The sequence below is a fragment of the Acidovorax sp. M2(2025) genome (assembly GCF_049330835.1).
Taxonomy (GTDB): domain Bacteria; phylum Pseudomonadota; class Gammaproteobacteria; order Burkholderiales; family Burkholderiaceae_C; genus Acidovorax.
This window is the reverse complement of sequence record NZ_CP186262.1, coordinates 1,303,293-1,320,852: the sequence shown is the minus strand read 5'-3', so window position 1 is coordinate 1,320,852 and position 17,560 is coordinate 1,303,293. Positions and strand designations below refer to the sequence as shown.

Genomic DNA, 17,560 nt, shown 5'->3' with positions numbered 1-17,560 from the left:
GCCCGACAATGGGCGGATGCGACTGCCTTGCCTGTGCCGCGCGTGGCCCTCTTCACACGCGCTGTTTTCCTTCTTCTCGTTGCGCTCCCCTGGCACCCATTCCCTTCCGCTCCCGGCGTGCGCCGTGCGGCCTGCGCCTGCCGTGGCGCCGCGTCGCGGGATTCCGCCGTGGGCGGCGGCCTGCCTGGTCGTCACGCTGCTGTGCCTGCTGCTGGGCGCACCCGCGCAGGCCCAGGGCCCGCAGCAGCCGGCCAAGGGAGCTTCTGCGCCCAGCGCGGCCTCCAGCGGCGCTTCCGCATCGACGGCGGCAGGGGCTGCCACCGCGCCCGGCAGCAAGCCGGCGGCCCCGGACCCCGAGTTGCCGGGCGTGGACGTGCTGCGCCAGCAGCTGGACGCCATCCCGCTCAAGCTCAGTGAGGCCGACGACGGGCGCAAGCTGCTGGCCGACGTCAACGCCATCGGCAAGGCGGCCGAACAGCTGGCGGCGCGCCGCACGGAGGCGCTGGCCGACATCGACTCGCGCCTGGCGGGCCTGGGCCCGGCCCCCGCCAAGGGCGCCCCGCCCGACACGCGCGACGTGGCCGAGCAGCGCGCCGGCCTGGCCAAGCAGCGTGCGGCCATCGACGCAGAACTCAAGCTCGCCCGCCTGATCAGTGTGGACGCCGAGCAGCGCGGCACCGAGCTCATCCGCCAACGGCGTGAACAGTTCCAGGCCGCCCTGACCACGCGCACCGACTCGCCCCTGGGTGCCACCTTCTGGCGCGCCCTGCGCAACGCCGCGCCCGGCGACCTGGAACGGCTGGGCGCGCTGGGCCAGGAACTGCGCCAGGCGGCGCGGGCCGCCCTGGCCTCCGGCCACCGCACCGCCTTCCTGTCCAGCCTGGTGGGCGCGCTGCTGCTGGCCGTGGCCGGCACCTGGCTGGCGGAGCGGCTGCTGGTGCGCCTGGCGCCAGCACGCCTGCCGGCCGGGCGGCTGCGGCGGTCGCTGCTGGCGTCGGTGTCGGTGCTGGCCTATGTGCTGCTGATCGGCATGGCCGTGCAGCTGGCCTGGACCGGCCTGGCCGCGGAGGAGGGCCTGAGCGAGCGCCTGCAGGCGCTGTCCCGGGCCACCCTGCGGCTGGCCGTGTTTGCCGCGTTCATCGTCGGCCTGGGCCATGCCCTGCTGTCACGCAAGCGCAGCTCCTGGCGCCTGCCGGGTATTTCGGACACGCTGGCCCAGCGCCTGAGCCCCTACCCCTGGTGGGTGGCCCTGCTGGCCGCGTTCAGCGGGCTGGCGACCGAGGTGAACAGCCTGGTGGACGCCAGCCTGGCGGCCGAGGTGAGCGTCCACGCGGCCACGGCGCTGCTGCTGGCCGCCACGGTCGCACTGGCGCTGCGGCACCTGCGCGCGCCGGCCTCGGGCGACGCCGGTGCGCCTGCGCAAGCGCCTGCGCCCGGGCCGGGGACGGACCCCGCCGCGGACGGCAGCGCAGCGCCAAGGCCGCTGTGGGTCGGCCTGCTGGTGGCCGCAGCGGGCGCGGCCGTGGTCGCCACGGTGCTGATGGTCGCGCTGGGGTACATCGCCCTGGCGGGCACGCTCACCCGCCAGATGCTCTGGACCGGCGTGGTGTTCGCCACCACCTACCTGCTGTTCGAGCTGGTGGACGACCTGTGCGAGGCCCTGCTCTCGTCCAAGGGCGGATTCGGCCAGCGGCTGCACACCGGCCTGGGGCTGGACGCGAAGCTGCTGGACCAGGCCGCCGTGCTGGCCTCGGGGGTGCTGCGCATCGTGCTGCTGTTCTACATGGCGGTGGCACTCATGGCGCCTTTTGGCACGGGGCCGGACGAGGTCTTCCGCCGGGGCACCACGGTGGACCACCGCCTGAAGGTGGGCGACATCACGCTGGCCCCCCAGGCGCTGCTGACGGCGCTGGCGGTGGTGGTGGCGGGCCTCTTGATGATCCGCATGCTCAAGCGCTGGCTGAGCGAGCGCTACTTCCCCAACACGTCGCTCGAGCCCGGCATGCGCAGCTCCATCGTCACGCTGCTGGGCTATGTGGGCGGCGTGCTGGTGGTGGCCGTGGCGCTGGCGGGCCTGGGCATCAGCGTCGAGCGCATCGCCTGGGTGGCGAGCGCGCTGTCGGTGGGCATCGGCTTTGGCCTGCAGGCCATCGTGCAGAACTTCATCTCGGGCCTGATCCTGCTGGCCGAGCGGCCCGTGAAGGTGGGCGACTGGGTGGTGCTGGGCGACACCGAGGGCGACGTGCGCCGCGTGAACGTGCGCGCCACCGAGATCCAGCTGGGCGACCGCTCCACCGTGATCGTGCCCAACTCGGAATTCATCACCAAGACCGTGCGCAACATGACGCTCACCGGCGCCCCGGGCCGCGTGCTGCTGCGCCTGCCCGCGCCCCTGGACACAGACGCCCAGCGCATGCGGGACCTGATCCTGCAGGCGTTCCAGGACCACGAGGGCGTGCTGGAGACCCCTGAACCCATCGTGCAGCTGGAAGGCATCGTGAGCGGCACGCTCACCTTCCTGGCCATTGGCTACGTGAGCAATCCGCGCAATGCGGGCAGCGTGCGCAGCGACCTGCTGTTCAGCATCCTCGGCGCGCTGCGCGAAGCGGGCCTGGCGCTCTCGCCACCGGCCACCACGGCCGTGGCGCCCTATGTACCTTCGGCGGCGCAGGCACCGTTGACAACCGTCAGCGTGCCGCAGCCACAGCAGGGTGCGACCGGTTGAAAGCTACAAAAATCATAGCTTTCGGCGCTTGATAGACGGGCAGTGGCGCATTTTTTTGCTCCGTTTTCACACACCCGTTCGGGCTGAGCCTGTCGAAGCCTCGCGCGGCGCTTCGACAGGCTCAGCGTGAACGGGTGGAGGATGGGTACGGATCGACAGGAACGAGCCGGCGGCCTCTCTCTAATCCAGCTTCGCTCCCGACTTCTTCACCGCATCCGCCCAGCGTGGCATCTCCGACGCCAGGAACTTGGCAAAGTCGTCGGCGCCCAGGAAGGCCGGGTCGGCGCCCTGGCTCACCATGCGGTTCTTCACCTCGGGCGACTGCATCACCTGGCCGAACGCATCGCTGAGCTTGGCCACCACGTCCTTGGGCGTTCCGGCGGGCGCGAGGAAGCCATAGAAGCCCACCACCTCAAAGCCCTTGATGCCGCTTTCGATGACGGTGGGCACGTCCGGCAGCGCGGGGTTGCGCTCGCGGCTGGTCACGGCCAGCGCGCGGACCTTGCCCTGCTTGTGGTACGAGGCGGCCTGCGGAATGCTCTCGGCCATGAACTGCACCTGCCCGCCCATCAGGTCGGTAAAGGCCGGCGCGCTGCCCCGGTAGGGAATGTGCACCATGTACAGCCCCGTGGCCGTCTTGAACATCTCGGGGACCAGGTGGCTGATGCCGCCGTTGCCCGCCGAGCCAAAGTTGACCTGGCCCGGCCGCGCCTTGGCATAGGCCATGAACTCCTGCAGGTTCTTGGCCGGCACGCCCGTGTTCACCAGCAGCGCCAGGGGCTGCATGGCGGTGCGCGCCACCGGGGTGAAGTCCTTGAGGGTGGCGTACGGCAGGCGGCTGTAAAGCGCCGGGTTGATCACCATCACGCCCGTGTTGGCCAGCATCAGCGTGTGGCCGTCGGCGGGCGCCTTCATCACCTCCTGCGCCCCCACGGTGCCGCCAGCGCCAGCCTTGTAGTCCACCACCACCGGCTGGCCCAGCACGGCCTGCAGCTTGTCGGAAAGCAGGCGGGCATGCTGGTCCAGCGGGCCACCGGCCGGAAAGCCGACCACGATGCGGATGGGCTTGGTGGGGAAACTGGCAGCGCCTTGTGCGTGAACCGCCGCGCACAGCAGCAGCCCGCCAGCCAGGGCGGCGCAGGCGTGCAACAGGCGTTTGGTTGTTTTCATGGATGCGTCTCCAATGCGTTGTGGAAAAAGGGGCGTGAAAAAGCTCCGGACCGGGCCCACCGGGCAGGCCGCCGAAACGCTTTGATTCTCACCGGCCTGGGGCGTCGACCAGCGAGCGGCCAGCGAGCGGCCCACGAGAGGCCGCCGGGTGGCCGGCGGGCGCCGCTCAGCCCTTCCACCCGCGCGACAGACTCCACTGGCAGGTCGCGGCAGCCACCACCAGGGCGGCGTAGGTCAGCATCTTGCCGTCGCGCCCCCACAGTACGAGCCCCCCTGCCAGCACCACCAGTCCCACCACAAAAACCACGGCGAACTGGCGCCATGCGCCCAGCGAGCCTGACTTGGCGCCCCCCAGGCGCGCGCAAACCACCAGCACGGCGGCCACGGCAGCGGCCGGGGCCATGAAGTTCAGTGCGTGGTTGAGAAGGGCGAGCGGACCCATGCGATTGACCCAAATCAAGTGTTGGGCAAGCAGGAATGCTCGCCAGAGCCAACAATTTTATAATCCGGGACCATGGCAGTCTGGGCCCTCGGCATCAACCACACGACCGCGCCGCTCGACCTGCGCGGCCGCTTTGCGTTTGCGCTCGACCAGATTGCGCCCACCCTCCAGGGCCTGCGCCAGTCGCTGGCGGGCAGCGCCGCCCGCCACCCCGGCGTCGAGACCGCCATCATCTCCACCTGCAACCGCACCGAAATCTATTGCGCCGGCGACCAGCCCGCGCTGGACCACACGCTGGGCTGGCTGGCGCAAAGCGGCGGCGTGAGCCCCGCGCTGCTGCGCTCGCACTCCTACACGCTGGAAGACAGCCTGGTCGCGCGCCACGCCTTCCGCGTGGCCAGCGGGCTGGATTCCATGGTGCTGGGCGAGGCCCAGATCCTGGGCCAGATGAAGGACGCCGTGCGCGCCGCCGAAACCGCCGGCGCCCTGGGCACCACGCTCAACCAGCTCTTCCAGCGCAGCTTTGCCGTGGCCAAGGAGGTGCGCACCAGCACCGACATCGGCGCCCACAGCATCAGCATGGCAGCGGCCGCCGTGCGCCTGGCGGGCCAGCTGTTTGAAGACCTCTCGCAGATCAAGGTGCTGTTTGTCGGCGCGGGCGAGATGATCGAGCTGTGCACCACGCACTTCGCCGCCAAGAACCCCAAGCAGATTGCCATTGCCAACCGCACGCTGGAGCGCGGCGAAAAGCTCGCCACCCGCTTTGGCGGCGAGGTGATGCGCCTGGCCGACCTGCCCGAGCGCCTGCACGAATTTGACGCCGTCATCAGCTGCACCGCCAGCAGCCTGCCCATCATCGGCCTGGGTGCCGTGGAGCGCGCGCTCAAGAAGCGCCGCCACCGCCCCATGTTCATGGTCGATCTGGCCGTGCCGCGCGACATCGAGCCCGAGGTCAAGGCCCTGGGCGACGTGTACCTGTACACCGTGGACGACCTGGCCACCGTGGTGCAGACGGCCCAGGCCAACCGCCAGGCCGCCGTGGCCCAGGCCGAGGCCATCATCGACGCGGGCGTGCAGAGCTTCATGCACTGGATGGAGCTGCGCAGCCCCACCGCCGCCGAAGGCGGCGTGGTGCCGCTGATCCAGCAGCTCAACGCCCAGACCGACGCCTGGCGCGCCGCCGAGATCGCCCGCGCCAAGAAACTGCTGGCCAAGGGCGAGGACATGGACGCCGTGCTCGAAGCCCTCTCGCGCGGCCTCACGCAGAAGATGCTGCACGGCACCCTGGCCGAGCTGCGCGCGGGCGATGCCGAGACGCGCGCCCAGACGGCGCAGACCGTCTCGCGCCTGTTCCTGCGCTCGCAAAGCAAGACTGCCGGCAACGGGCTGTAGCGGCGCTCGCCCGCTCCGCAGTCCGCCCCGATTTCAAGCCAAATCGGCCTCTAGCGCTTGATGGACAAGCGCAAGCAGCTACAAATATCGTAGCAAACCTTTTTTCTCCCGACCCCATGAAACCCTTTCTCCGCAGCCAGCTGGAGCGCTACGCACAGCGCCTGGGCGAACTCGACTTCCTGCTCTCGCGCGAAGACATCATGAGCGACATGGCGCAGTACCGGCGCATCTCCGTCGAGCATGCCGAGGTCACGCAGATCGCCGGCCGCTACGCGCGCTACCAGCAGCGCGAGGCCGACCTGGCCGGCGCGCGCGAGATGCTGGCCGACCCCGACATGGCCGAAATGGCGCAGGAGGAAATCACCGCTGCCTCCGCCGAGCTGCTGCAGCTGGAGGACGAGCTGCAGCGCCTGCTGCTGCCCAAGGACCCCGACGACGCCCGCAACGCCTTCGTGGAAATCCGCGCCGGCACGGGCGGCGATGAATCCGCCCTGTTCGCCGCCGACCTGACCCGCATGTACACCCGCTACGCCGCCACCCAGGGCTGGAAGGTGGAGATCATGAGCGCCAACGAAAGCGAGCTGGGCGGCTACAAGGAAATCGTGCTGCGCGTGGAAGGCGACCATGTGTACGGCGCGCTCAAGTTCGAATCCGGCGGCCACCGCGTGCAGCGCGTGCCCGCCACCGAAACGCAGGGCCGCATCCACACCAGCGCCTGCACCGTGGCCGTGATGCCCGAGCCCGACGAGCACCAGGCCATCACGCTGAACCCGGCGGACTTGCGCATCGACACCTTCCGCGCCAGCGGCGCAGGCGGCCAACACATCAACAAGACCGACTCCGCCGTGCGCGTGGTGCACTTGCCCACCGGCATCGTCGCCGAGTGCCAGGACGGCCGCAGCCAGCACAGCAACAAGGCCAAAGCGCTGCAGGTGCTGCAGGCGCGCATCCAGGAGAAGGAACGCAGCGAACGTGCCGCCAAGGAAGCCGCGCTGCGCAAGGGCCTGATCGGCAGCGGCGACCGCAGCGACCGCATCCGCACCTACAACTTCCCGCAGGGGCGCCTCACGGACCACCGCATCAACCTCACGCTGTACAAGCTGCTGCAGGTGATGGAAGGCGACTTGGGCGACGTGCTGCAGGCGCTGCAGCATGCCCGCGAGGCCGAGCAGCTGGAAGAGCTGGAACTGAGCGCCGCCTGACAGAAATTTAGATCAAATCAGCCTCCAGCGCTTATCCAATAAGCGCGAGCAGCTATTAAAAACATAGTGAACACCCCCACCCTGGCCCAAGCCCTGGCGCAGGCCCACACCCTGGGCCTGGCGCGCATCGACGCCCAGCTGCTGCTGCTGCACACCGTGGGCCGCACGGGCAGCGACCGCGCCTGGCTGCTGGCGCACGACACCGACGTGCTGGCACCCGCGCCGCACGCGCAGTTCCTGGCCCTGTGCCAGCGCCGCGCGGCCGGCGAGCCGGTGGCCTACCTGACGGGGCACAAGGAGTTCTACGGCCTGCCGCTGCAGGTGGACGCCCGCGTGCTGGACCCGCGCCCCGACACCGAAACCCTGGTGGACTGGGCGCTGGAAGTGATGGCCCCCCTGCCCGCCCCGCGCGTGGCCGACCTGGGCACCGGCAGCGGCGCCATCGCCCTGGCCCTGCAAAGCCAGCGCCCCACGGCCCAGGTGCTGGCCGTGGACGCCAGCAGCGACGCCCTGGCCGTGGCCCGGGCGAACGGAGAGCGGCTGGGCCTGCCCGTGCAGTGCGTGCAGTCGGACTGGCTGGCGGGCGTGGACGGCGTGTTCGACGCCATCGTCTCCAACCCGCCCTACATCCCCAGCGGCGACCCGCACCTGGCCGCCCTCACCCACGAACCCCTGCAGGCCCTGGCCAGCGGCGCCGACGGGCTGGCGGACCTGCGCACCATCGTGGCGCAGGCGCCTGCCCACCTGGCGCCCGGCGGCTGGCTGCTGCTGGAGCACGGCTACGACCAGGCCGAAGCGGTGCGCGCACTGCTCACGCAGCGGGGTTTCGTGCAGGTACAAAGCCACAACGACCTTGCGGGTATTGCGCGCTGCACCGGGGGCCAGTGGGCCGCGGGTGCCCCCGCAGGCCACAGCCCGGGGCAGACAGTGAAATAATCCCGGCCAGCGCATCTTTTCCGGGCCACCGCGCCCCACCTTTTTGAGGAGCCTTCCCATGAGCGACACCCAGCAACGCATCGACGCCCTCGTCAAATCCAGCGACATCCTGCTGTTCATGAAGGGCAGCGCCAGCTTCCCCATGTGCGGCTTCTCGGGCCGCGCCATCCAGATCCTGAAAGCCTGCGGCGTGGACCCCAAGAGCGTGGTGACCGTGAACGTGCTGGAAGACGACGCCATCCGCCAGGGAATCAAGGAATACAGCAACTGGCCCACCATCCCGCAGCTGTACATCAAGGGCGAATTCATCGGCGGCTCCGACATCATGATGGAGATGTACGAGTCCGGCGAGCTCAAGCAGGCGCTGGGCACCGAGGGCTGAGCCCCCTTCTCGCCACTTCTCGGCCCATTTCCGCCCCGCCAGCACAGGCCGCCCTTCGAGGCGGCCTTTTCTTCGGGATGGCGCGCGGCGGACCTTTTGCATTGCTGCAACAGACGCCCCGGAACGCGGATTTTTCCGATATTGCAGCCGGCACGTTGTGTGCTTGAATGGTTGCGTGACGACCTCACGCGAAAGGAGAGCATGCAATGACCCGCCATAGCCTTGTTCCCCAACCTGGCGCCCTGCGCCTGCCCGTGGCCCAGATGCGCAGCGTGTTCCACCCCGGTGATGTGGAACGCAAGCTGGCCCGCCTGCAGGAGGCCGGCAGCCAGCGCGAATACGAGAACCTGCGCGCGGTCTACGAACGCATGCTGGAGCGCGGCCCCGAGCGCTTCCAGGTCAAGCCCTCGGGCGTGCCGGACATGGCCAGCCTGTACGAGCAGTTGCCCAACTTCACCGAAGTGCTGGACGACGTGAAGCGCCATGTGGCCCTGGCCCAGGACAGCAGCGACGGGCTGGAGGTCACGCCCATGCTGCTGCTGGGCCCGCCCGGCATCGGCAAGACGCACTTTGCGCGCCACCTGGCCGAACTGCTGGGCACGGGCATGAACCTGCTGCCCATGAGCTCCATGACCGCCGGCTGGCTGCTGTCGGGCTCGTCCGCGCAGTGGAAGGGCGCGCGCCCGGGCAAGGTGTTCGAGGCGCTGGTCGACGGCGAATACGCCAACCCCGTCATCGTGGTGGACGAGATCGACAAGGCCAGCTCCGACGCGCAGTACGACCCGCTGGGCGCGCTGTACAGCTTGCTGGAGCACGACACGGCGCAAAGCTTTACCGACGAGTTCGCCGAGGTGGCCATCGACGCCAGCCAGGTGATCTGGATCACCACGGCCAACGACAGCCGCGGCATTCCCGACCCCATCCTGAACCGCATGAACGTGTTCGAGGTGGAGGCCCCCACGCTGGACCAGGCCCGCGCCATCGCGCGCAACCTGTACCAGGGCATCCGCGCCGGGCACGACTGGGGCCGGCTGCTGGACCCCGAGCCGCTTTCCGACGTGCTGGACCACCTGGCGCAGATGCCGCCGCGCGAAATGCGGCGTGCGCTGATGACCGGCTTTGGCAATGCGCGGCTGGACCGCCGCTCCACGGTGGAGGTGGCCGACCTGCCCAAGGCAGCCTCGGGACGCAGCCGCATCGGCTTCGTGCAGTAGAAGCCGCCGCTCCGGGGCGGCTCGGCGGACGCCGGCCCTGCCACGGCGGGGCCGGCCGCCCGGGGCCGCCCACCTGCCGGACGCCGCTGCGCCCGGCCCCCGGGCACCACCCGGGGCTCGCGACGCAGGGGCACAGATACACTTGCCAACACTGTGTGCCATGGCGCCACGCTCTGACACCCTCCATGACCCTTTCGCAAAGCCTCTTCGTCATCGGGCTGCTGATTGCAGCCAGCGCCGTTTTTTCCATGGCCGAGATTTCGCTGGCTGCCGCGCGCCGCCTGCGCCTGCGCCAGATGGCGGACGAAGGGGACGCCCGGGCCGACCGGGTGATGCGCGTGCAGGAGCAGCCGGGCGACTATTTCACGGTGGTGCAGGTCGGCCAGAACGCGGTGGCCATCCTGGGAGGTATCGTGGGCGAAGGGGCGCTCAGCCCGCACTTCACCGCCTTGCTGGAGCTGTGGCTGGCCGAGGCCACTGCCCAGACGGTGGGTTTTCTCGCGTCGTTCACCATCGTCACGTCGCTGTTCATCCTGTTTGCCGACCTGTTCCCCAAGCGCCTGGGCATGGCCGAGCCGGAACGCATCGCGGTGGGCCTGGTACGGCCCATGGCCTTTCTCATGGCGCTGCTGCGGCCGGTGGTGTGGTTCTACAGCCGGGGGGCCGATGCGCTGTTCCGCGTGCTGGGCCTGTCGTCCCTGCGCGACGACCGCATCACCTCCGACGACATCCTGGCCATGATGGAAGCCGGTGCCCGCGCCGGCGTGCTGGCCGCGCGCGAGCAGCAGGTGATCACCAACGTGTTCGAGCTGGACACGCGCACCGTCTCCAGCGCCATGTCGCCGCGCGACCGGGTGGCCTTCTTCCTGCGCGACGAGCCCGACGAGGTGATCCGCCTGCGCATTGCCGCCGAGCCGTTTTCCACCTACCCGGTGTGCGAGGGCGACATCGACCACGTGGTGGGCTATGTGGACGCCAAGGACCTGTTCCAGCGCGTGCTGAACAACCAGCCCATTTCACTGGCGGACGACAGCCTGGTGCGCAAGGTGCTCATCGTGCCCGACCGGCTGACCTTGTCCGAGGTGCTGGAGCAGTTCCGCCAGGTACACGAGGATTTCGCCGTCATCGTCAACGAGTACAGCCTGGTGGTCGGCGTGGTCACCCTCAACGACGTGATGAGCACGGTGATGGGCGACCTGGTGGGGCCCGCGGACGAGGAGCAGATCGTGCGCCGGGACGAGAACTCCTGGCTCATCGACGGCGTGACGCCCATTGCCGACGTGCTGCACGCCCTGTCGCTGGACGAGCTGCCCCACGCCGAGGAGTACGAGACCCTGGCCGGCTTCCTGATGGTGATGCTGCGCCGCGTGCCGCGCCGCACCGACAGCGTGACCTGGGGCGGCTACAAGTTCGAGGTGCTGGACGTGGACAGCTACCGCATCGACCAGGTGATGGTGTCGCGGGCAGGCACGGAAGCCGGCGAGACCGATCCCCCGGCCCGCACCCAGCCCGAAGAAAAGGCGGCAAACCCGCTGGCGGCGCGGTAGCCAGAAAACACAGAGCCCCGCGGCGCCCTGCTGCGCGCCGCCGGCGCCGGGCTCTATGCCGCCGGCACAGGCGGCTTCTCGCCGAACAGCCAGTTGCGCTGCGCGCCAAACACGGCGTCCGGGTAGGGGGAGCGCCCGCGGCTACCGTTGTAGCGCCCCAGGGCCATGAACAGGTCACCGCGCTCGCGGTCGACATAGTGGCGCAGGATCACGCAGCCGAAGCGCAGGTTGGTCTGCATGTGGAACAGCTTGCCGGCATCGCCATCGCCGATGACGCGGGTCCAGAACGGCATCACCTGCATGTAGCCGCGCGCCCCAACACTGGAGACGGCGAACTTGCGGAATGCGCTCTCGACCTGGATGAGCCCCAGCACCAGCGACACGTCCAGGCCCGCCCGCTTGGCCTCGTACCACACGGTCTGCAGGAACTCCCGGCGCACGTCCAGGTCGGGCTTGCGCCGGCGCAGCCGGTCGCTCATGGCGCTGAGCCAGCGCAGGTAGTGGATGCGCGCTTCGGTGGAGCGGAACTCCGGCTCCGGCGGCGCGCTGAAGGCGACGGCAGATGCCAGGGCGGTGCGCACGGAGTCCGCCAGGGGCTCTTCCAGCTGGCCTCCGGCGTGTGCTGCCTGGGGCGCCAGGGCCAGCCACGCGGCGGGGCCTGCGGCCCCGGCAGCACCCAGCAAGGCCCGCCGGCTCAGCCCGGCTCCGCCCGGCTGAGAGGCGCCGCCGCGGCCGGTCATGCCGCCAGCCGGCCCTTCACGTGGGCCAGGATGTCGGCCACGGCCACCTTGGTGGCGGCCGCGTCGCGGCGGTGCTGGTACTCGACCACGCCGTCCTTGAGGCTCTTGTCGCCAATCGTCACGCGGTGCGGCACGCCGATCAGCTCCCAGTCGGCAAACATGGCGCCCGGGCGCTCGCCGCGGTCGTCCAGGATCACGTCCACGCCGGCCGCCAGCAGGTCGGCATACAGCTGCTCGGCCGTGGCCTTGACGGCGTCGCTGCGGTCCATGCCCACGGGGCACACCACCACGGTAAAGGGTGCAATGGCGTCGGGCCAGATGATGCCGCGCTCGTCATGGTTCTGCTCGATGGCGGCGGCCGGCAGGCGCGTGACGCCAATGCCGTAGCAGCCCATCTCGAAAGGCTGGGGCTTGCCGTTCTCGTCCAGGAACGTGGCGTTCATGGCCTTGGAATACTTGGTGCCCAGGTAGAACACGTGGCCCACTTCAATGCCGCGCTCGATGGCCAGCTCGCCCTTGCCGTCCGGCGAGCGGTCGCCCGCCACCACGTTGCGCAGGTCGGCCACGGCGTCGGGCTCGGGCAGGTCGCGGCCCCAGTTCACACCGGTGACGTGGAAGTCGGGTTCGTTGGCCCCGCAGATCCAGTCGGCCATCACCGCCACCTCGCGGTCCACCACCAGCTTCACCGGCTGCTTCAGGCCGATGGGGCCCAGGTAGCCGGGCTTGCAGCCGAAGTGGTCTTCGATCTCGGCCAGCGTGGCAAAGCGGAAGCCCGCGTCGAGCCCGGGCACCTTGGAGACCTTGATCTCGTTCATGTCATGGTCGCCGCGCAGGAGCAGCAGCCAGACTTGACTCTTGACGATATCGCCCGCCTCGTTGACTTGGTCCGTGGCCAGCACCAGCGACTTGACCGTGCTGGCCAGGGGCACGCCCAGCAGCTCGGCCACGTCGGCGCAGGTGCTCTTGCCCGGCGTGGCGGTCTTGGCCAGGGCCTGGGTGGCCGCGCCGCGCGGGCCGGCGGGCGCCAGGGCCTCGGCCTTTTCCATGTTGGCGGCGTAGTCGCTCTGGGGGCAGTAGACGATGGCGTCCTCGCCCGTGGCGGCAATCACCTGGAACTCTTCAGAAAGGTCACCACCGATGGCGCCGCTATCAGCTGCGACGGCGCGGTAGGTAAGCCCGAAGCGGTCGAAGATGCGGCGGTAGGCCTGCGCCATGACTTGGTAGCTGGCCTTGGCGGCCGACTGGTCCTTGTCGAAGCTGTAGGCGTCCTTCATGACGAACTCACGCCCGCGCATCAGGCCGAAACGGGGGCGGCGCTCGTCGCGGAACTTGGTCTGGATCTGGTAGAAGTTCTTGGGCAGCTGCTTGTAGCTCTTGAGCTCCTGCCGGGCGATGTCCGTGACCACTTCCTCGCTGGTGGGCTGCACGACGAAATCGCGCCCGTGGCGGTCGTGGATGCGCAGCAGTTCGGGGCCCATCTTGTCGAAACGGCCGGTCTCCTGCCAGAGTTCGGCCGGCTGCACCACGGGCATGGTCAGCTCCACGGCGCCCGCGCGGTTCATTTCCTCGCGCACGATGGCCTCCACCTTGCGGATGACGCGCAGCCCCATGGGCATGTAGTTGTAGATGCCGGCGCCCAGCTTCTTGATCAGCCCTGCCCGCGTCATGAGTTTGTGGCTGACGACTTCAGCGTCTGCCGGGGCTTCCTTGAGGGTGGAAATGAAGAATTGGGAGGCTTTCATCGGATCGGTTTCGCGCAGAAAAAACCGGTCCACTTGCCGCCCACGGGGGGCCGTGCATAATGGACACAGTTTACAAATTTGGGGTTTGATTATGCTTGACCGGGACGGCTTTCGGCCGAACGTCGGCATCATCCTGCTCAACCAGAGAAACCAGGTGTTCTGGGGCAAGCGCATCCGCACCCACAGCTGGCAGTTTCCGCAAGGTGGCATTGACCGGGGCGAAACCCCCGAACAGGCCATGTTCCGCGAGCTGCACGAGGAGGTGGGGCTCTTGCCCAGCCACGTGCGCGTGGTCGCCCGCACCCGGGACTGGTTGCGCTATGAGGTGCCTGACCGGTACATCCGCCGCGACGCCCGCGGCCATTACAAGGGCCAGAAACAGATCTGGTATCTGCTCCAACTGCTGGGCCACGACTGGGACCTGAACCTTCGCGCGACCAACCATCCGGAGTTTGATGCCTGGCGCTGGAATGACTACTGGGTTCCGCTGGACGTGGTCGTGGAGTTCAAGCGCGGCGTCTATGAAATGGCGTTGACGGAACTGGCGCGCTACCTGCCGCGGCACGAACAACGCAACCGCTATCTGCGCAGCGGCATGCGCACGCGCGAAGGCGAGCACCCGGGAGCCATGTTCCGCACCGGCTCGATGCTGCTCAACCCCGGCATGGAACTGCCGCCCGGCGCCAGCTTCGACCCGGACCCGCAAAACAGCGTACCGGGTGAGCTCGACGGGTTGCCCGCGAGCCCACCGGCACCGTAAGCCGGGGGCAAAAAAAAGCCTGCGTCCCGCGCAGGCTTTTTTCTGGGTGCCGGTTTTTGGCGGCAGCGCCGGTCCGGCGTCCGGTACCGCCCCCAGGGCCGGCGGCCGGGTCAGTTCGCGGCCAGGATCAGGTTGTCGCGGTGCACCATTTCAGGCTCCGCCATGTAGCCGAGCAGCTTTTCAAACTCGGCAGAGGGCTTGCGGCACAACAAGCGCGCCTCGGCCGCGGCGTAGTTGGCCAGGCCCCGCGCGATTTCCAGACCCGAGGCGTCGCGCACGGCAATCACGTCGCCGCGCGAGAAATCGCCCTCCACGGCCGTCATGCCGATGGGCAACAGGCTCTTGCCCTCGTCCCGCACCTTGGCCGCCGCGCCGGCGTCCACCACCACGGCGCCGCGCAGCTGCAGATGGTCGGCCATCCACTGCTTGCGGGCCTGCTTCTTCTGCGTCTGGGCGACCAGCAGCGTGCCCAGCGCTTCGCCGCGCGCCAGCCGCATCAGCACGTCCGGCTCACGGCCCCAGGCAATCACGGTGGACGCACCCGAGCCGGCAGCCCGCTTGGCCGCCAGGATCTTGGTGATCATGCCGCCCTTGCCGACGCTGGAGCCCGCGCCACCGGCCATCGCCTCCAGGGCCGGGTCGCCCGCATGGGCTTCGTGCACGAACTGCGCGGACGGGTCGCGGCGGGGGTCTGCGGTGTAGAGCCCTTTTTGGTCCGTGAGGATCACCAGCGCGTCGGCCTCGACCAGGTTGGCGACCAGTGCGCCCAGCGTGTCGTTGTCGCCAAACTTGATTTCGTCGTTGACAACCGTGTCGTTCTCATTGATGACCGGCACCACGCCCAGGCGCAGCAGGGTCAGCAGCGTCGAGCGCGCATTCAGATAGCGCTCGCGGTCGGCCAGGTCGGCGTGGGTGAGCAGCACCTGCGCACTGCCCATGCCCTGCTCGCGCAACTTGGTCTCGTACATTTGCGCCAGCCCCATCTGGCCGACGGCGGCAGCGGCCTGGAGTTCGTGCACCTCCTTGGGCCGGGCGCTCCAGCCCAGGCGCTTCATTCCCTCGGCGATGGCGCCGCTGGAGACCATCACCACCTCGCGCCGCTCCCCGCCGTCTCCGCGCACCAGGGCCGCCAGCTGGCGGCTCCATTCGCCAATGGCGGTCTCGTCCAGGCCGCGGCCTTCGTTGGTCACAAGACTGGAGCCCACCTTGACCACAATGCGGCGGGCATCTCGCAATACGCTGGAAACCATTTTTGTATGTTTTATGCCGCTAGCGCTTATCTAGCAAGCGCATGCAGCTATCAATAATATTGCAATCTATGCGCACATCGCCCGGGCGTCAGGCAGGTGCGTCGCCGGCAAAGCGGGGGTCCACCTCCACCGGCTCGTTCTCGGCGCGCCGCTCGGACTGGATATGCCGGAAGACGGCATGGATCAACGGCTCACACCCCTCGCGCGTAAGGGCAGAGATCTCGAACACCGGCCCTTTCCACTTGAAACGCTTGACGAAATCCTTCACGCGCTCGGCGCGCTCCTCGGCCGGCACCATGTCCAGCTTGTTGAGCACCAGCCAGCGCGGCTTGTCGTACAGCTGCTGGTCGTACTTCTTCAGCTCATTCACGATCGCCTTGGCCTGGGCCACGGGGTCCACCGCCTCGTCGAACGGCGCCAGATCCACGATATGCAGCAGCAGACGGGTGCGCTGCAGGTGCCGCAGGAATTGGTGCCCCAGGCCCGCGCCCTCCGACGCGCCCTCGATCAGCCCGGGAATATCGGCCACCACAAAGCTCTGCTCCGGTCCCACCCGCACCACGCCAAGGTTGGGATGCAGCGTGGTGAAGGGATAGTCGGCAATCTTGGGGCGGGCGTTGGACACCGCGGCAATGAAGGTGGACTTGCCCGCGTTGGGCATGCCCAGCAGACCCACATCCGCCAGCACCTTCAGCTCCAGCTTCAGATTTTTCCGCTCCCCGGGCCAGCCCGGCGTCTTCTGGCGCGGCGCCCGGTTGATGGCACTCTTGAACCGCAGGTTGCCGAAGCCGCCGTCCCCGCCCTTGGCGATGGTGATCACCTCGCCCGGATTGAGCAGTTCGTACAGAACTTCGCCCGTTTCCGCATCGGTGATGATGGTGCCCACCGGCATCTTCAAGGTGATGTCGGCCCCGGCCGCGCCGAACATGTCCGAGCCCATGCCGTGTTCGCCCCGCTTGGCCTCGTAGCGGCGGGAGTAGCGGTAATCCACCAGGGTGTTCAGGTTGGGGTCCGCCACAGCGAACACATGCCCGCCGCGCCCGCCATCGCCCCCGTTGGGCCCGCCGAATTCCTTGTATTTTTCGTGCCGGAACGACACGCAGCCATTGCCCCCATCACCAGCGGCAATGTCAATAAAGGCTTCGTCGACGAACTTCATGGGATATCCAGTTTACAAAAGAGCGGCCTTGGCGCACACCGGGGGCCGCGCCCCACGGCGGCGGCGCGGCGCTGCCAGCGGAAGCCGGGGCGCCATCGTACCGCCCAAACAACAAAGCCCCGGCATAGCGGGGCTTCGTGGGTACCGGAGGTTGGAGCCTCAGGCGGGAGTCACATTGACCGTCTGTTTGGACAATGCGCCCTTGGAACCGAACGACACGTGGCCGTCCACCAGGGCAAACAAGGTGTGGTCCTTGCCCACGCCGACATTGGTGCCGGGGTGGAAACGCGTGCCGCGCTGGCGCACGATGATCGAGCCAGCACTGATCAGTTCACCACCGAACGCCTTGACACCCAGCATCTTTGGCTTGGAGTCGCGCCCGTTTCGCGTAGAGCCGCCGCCTTTTTTCTGTGCCATGACTAGCTCCTTCGATTAAGCAGCAATCGCACCGATTTGCAGCTCGGTGAACTGCTGGCGATGGCCTTGGCGTTTTTGATAGTGCTTGCGACGGCGCATCTTGAAGATGTGCACTTTGTCGTGCTTGCCGTGGGCCACGACAGTGGCTTTCACGGTTGCGCCGGACACCAGGGGCGTACCCACCTTCAGTTCAGCGCCGTTGCCGACAGCCAGAACCTGGTCGATCACAATTTCCTGGCCTACGTCCGCAGCAATCTGTTCTACTTTGATTTTTTCGCCGGAAGCAACGCGATACTGCTTGCCGCCGGTTTTTATGACCGCGTACATGTTGACCTCTTGATTTGAGTTCTGCAGACGGATTTCCGCAGAGCCCGCGAGTATAGCGCATGGCAGCGCCCGGCGCCAGCCCTCCCCAGCCCCATGCCACACTGCCCCCGCGAAAGGCCCGGGGCGCCCCGCAGGATTCCTATAATCCGGGCTCT

The 17,560-nt window shown here is 68.5% G+C and carries 16 protein-coding genes; 8 read left to right on the top strand and 8 right to left on the bottom strand.

Features of this window, described 5'->3' with window-relative positions:
• The first annotated feature begins 142 nt into the window (after nucleotides 1-142).
• Nucleotides 143-2,725, top strand: a complete 2,583-nt coding sequence (locus tag ACOYR3_RS06110; RefSeq protein ID WP_422845579.1) for a DUF3772 domain-containing protein — start codon at nucleotides 143-145, stop codon at nucleotides 2,723-2,725.
• A 180-nt stretch (nucleotides 2,726-2,905) separates the two neighbouring features.
• Here ACOYR3_RS06110 and ACOYR3_RS06105 read toward each other — a convergent pair whose 3' ends face one another.
• Nucleotides 2,906-3,895, bottom strand: a complete 990-nt coding sequence (locus ACOYR3_RS06105) for a Bug family tripartite tricarboxylate transporter substrate binding protein (RefSeq protein WP_422845578.1) — start codon at nucleotides 3,893-3,895, stop codon at nucleotides 2,906-2,908.
• 166 nt (nucleotides 3,896-4,061) lie between these two features.
• Nucleotides 4,062-4,337 carry a hypothetical protein gene (locus ACOYR3_RS06100; protein ID WP_422845577.1) on the bottom strand — a complete coding sequence of 92 codons (276 nt, stop codon included), beginning with the start codon at nucleotides 4,335-4,337 and terminating at the stop codon, nucleotides 4,062-4,064.
• Nucleotides 4,338-4,409: 72 nt separating this feature from the next.
• On the opposite strand from ACOYR3_RS06100, the gene hemA reads away from it, so the two are divergent.
• The 6 genes from hemA (at nucleotide 4,410) to ACOYR3_RS06070 (ending at nucleotide 11,010) form a co-directional block, all read left to right on the top strand.
• The gene (hemA, locus tag ACOYR3_RS06095; RefSeq protein WP_422845576.1) at nucleotides 4,410-5,729 is read left to right on the top strand and encodes a glutamyl-tRNA reductase; all 1,320 of its coding nucleotides are present in this window, start codon (nucleotides 4,410-4,412) and stop codon (nucleotides 5,727-5,729) included.
• Nucleotides 5,730-5,845: 116 nt separating this feature from the next.
• Complete coding sequence (prfA, locus tag ACOYR3_RS06090) at nucleotides 5,846-6,931, top strand: peptide chain release factor 1 (protein WP_422845575.1); 1,086 nt, start codon at nucleotides 5,846-5,848, stop codon at nucleotides 6,929-6,931.
• 63 nt (nucleotides 6,932-6,994) lie between these two features.
• Nucleotides 6,995-7,867: a peptide chain release factor N(5)-glutamine methyltransferase gene (gene prmC / locus ACOYR3_RS06085; RefSeq protein ID WP_422846532.1), complete on the top strand. Its 873-nt coding sequence runs from the start codon at nucleotides 6,995-6,997 to the stop codon at nucleotides 7,865-7,867.
• Nucleotides 7,868-7,925: 58 nt separating this feature from the next.
• The gene (grxD, locus tag ACOYR3_RS06080) at nucleotides 7,926-8,249 is read left to right on the top strand and encodes a Grx4 family monothiol glutaredoxin (protein WP_422845574.1); all 324 of its coding nucleotides are present in this window, start codon (nucleotides 7,926-7,928) and stop codon (nucleotides 8,247-8,249) included.
• Nucleotides 8,250-8,455: 206 nt separating this feature from the next.
• Complete coding sequence (locus tag ACOYR3_RS06075; RefSeq protein WP_422845573.1) at nucleotides 8,456-9,463, top strand: AAA family ATPase; 1,008 nt, start codon at nucleotides 8,456-8,458, stop codon at nucleotides 9,461-9,463.
• Between the two features lie 185 nt (nucleotides 9,464-9,648).
• A complete protein-coding gene (locus ACOYR3_RS06070; protein ID WP_422845572.1) occupies nucleotides 9,649-11,010 on the top strand; it encodes a hemolysin family protein in 1,362 nt (453 codons plus the stop codon).
• Between the two features lie 53 nt (nucleotides 11,011-11,063).
• On the opposite strand, the gene ACOYR3_RS06065 is transcribed toward ACOYR3_RS06070, so the two are convergent.
• On the bottom strand, nucleotides 11,064-11,750 hold the full coding sequence (locus ACOYR3_RS06065; protein WP_422845571.1) for a lytic transglycosylase domain-containing protein: 687 nt from the start codon (nucleotides 11,748-11,750) through the stop codon (nucleotides 11,064-11,066).
• The gene (locus ACOYR3_RS06060) at nucleotides 11,747-13,492 is read right to left on the bottom strand and encodes a proline--tRNA ligase (RefSeq protein WP_422845570.1); all 1,746 of its coding nucleotides are present in this window, start codon (nucleotides 13,490-13,492) and stop codon (nucleotides 11,747-11,749) included. The genes ACOYR3_RS06065 and ACOYR3_RS06060 overlap by 4 nt, the downstream gene beginning before the upstream one ends.
• Before the next feature lie 91 nt (nucleotides 13,493-13,583).
• On the opposite strand from ACOYR3_RS06060, the gene ACOYR3_RS06055 reads away from it, so the two are divergent.
• Nucleotides 13,584-14,252, top strand: a complete 669-nt coding sequence (locus ACOYR3_RS06055) for an RNA pyrophosphohydrolase (RefSeq protein WP_422845569.1) — start codon at nucleotides 13,584-13,586, stop codon at nucleotides 14,250-14,252.
• 110 nt (nucleotides 14,253-14,362) lie between these two features.
• Here ACOYR3_RS06055 and proB read toward each other — a convergent pair whose 3' ends face one another.
• From proB to rplU, 4 genes are all read right to left on the bottom strand, one after another.
• Nucleotides 14,363-15,502 carry a glutamate 5-kinase gene (gene proB, locus ACOYR3_RS06050; protein ID WP_422845568.1) on the bottom strand — a complete coding sequence of 380 codons (1,140 nt, stop codon included), beginning with the start codon at nucleotides 15,500-15,502 and terminating at the stop codon, nucleotides 14,363-14,365.
• Nucleotides 15,503-15,590: 88 nt separating this feature from the next.
• Nucleotides 15,591-16,661: an Obg family GTPase CgtA gene (gene cgtA, locus ACOYR3_RS06045; RefSeq protein ID WP_422845567.1), complete on the bottom strand. Its 1,071-nt coding sequence runs from the start codon at nucleotides 16,659-16,661 to the stop codon at nucleotides 15,591-15,593.
• Between the two features lie 159 nt (nucleotides 16,662-16,820).
• Nucleotides 16,821-17,078 carry a 50S ribosomal protein L27 gene (gene rpmA, locus ACOYR3_RS06040; protein ID WP_422845566.1) on the bottom strand — a complete coding sequence of 86 codons (258 nt, stop codon included), beginning with the start codon at nucleotides 17,076-17,078 and terminating at the stop codon, nucleotides 16,821-16,823.
• 15 nt (nucleotides 17,079-17,093) lie between these two features.
• A complete protein-coding gene (gene rplU / locus ACOYR3_RS06035; RefSeq protein ID WP_005794184.1) occupies nucleotides 17,094-17,405 on the bottom strand; it encodes a 50S ribosomal protein L21 in 312 nt (103 codons plus the stop codon).
• Between the last annotated feature and the right edge of the window lie 155 nt (nucleotides 17,406-17,560).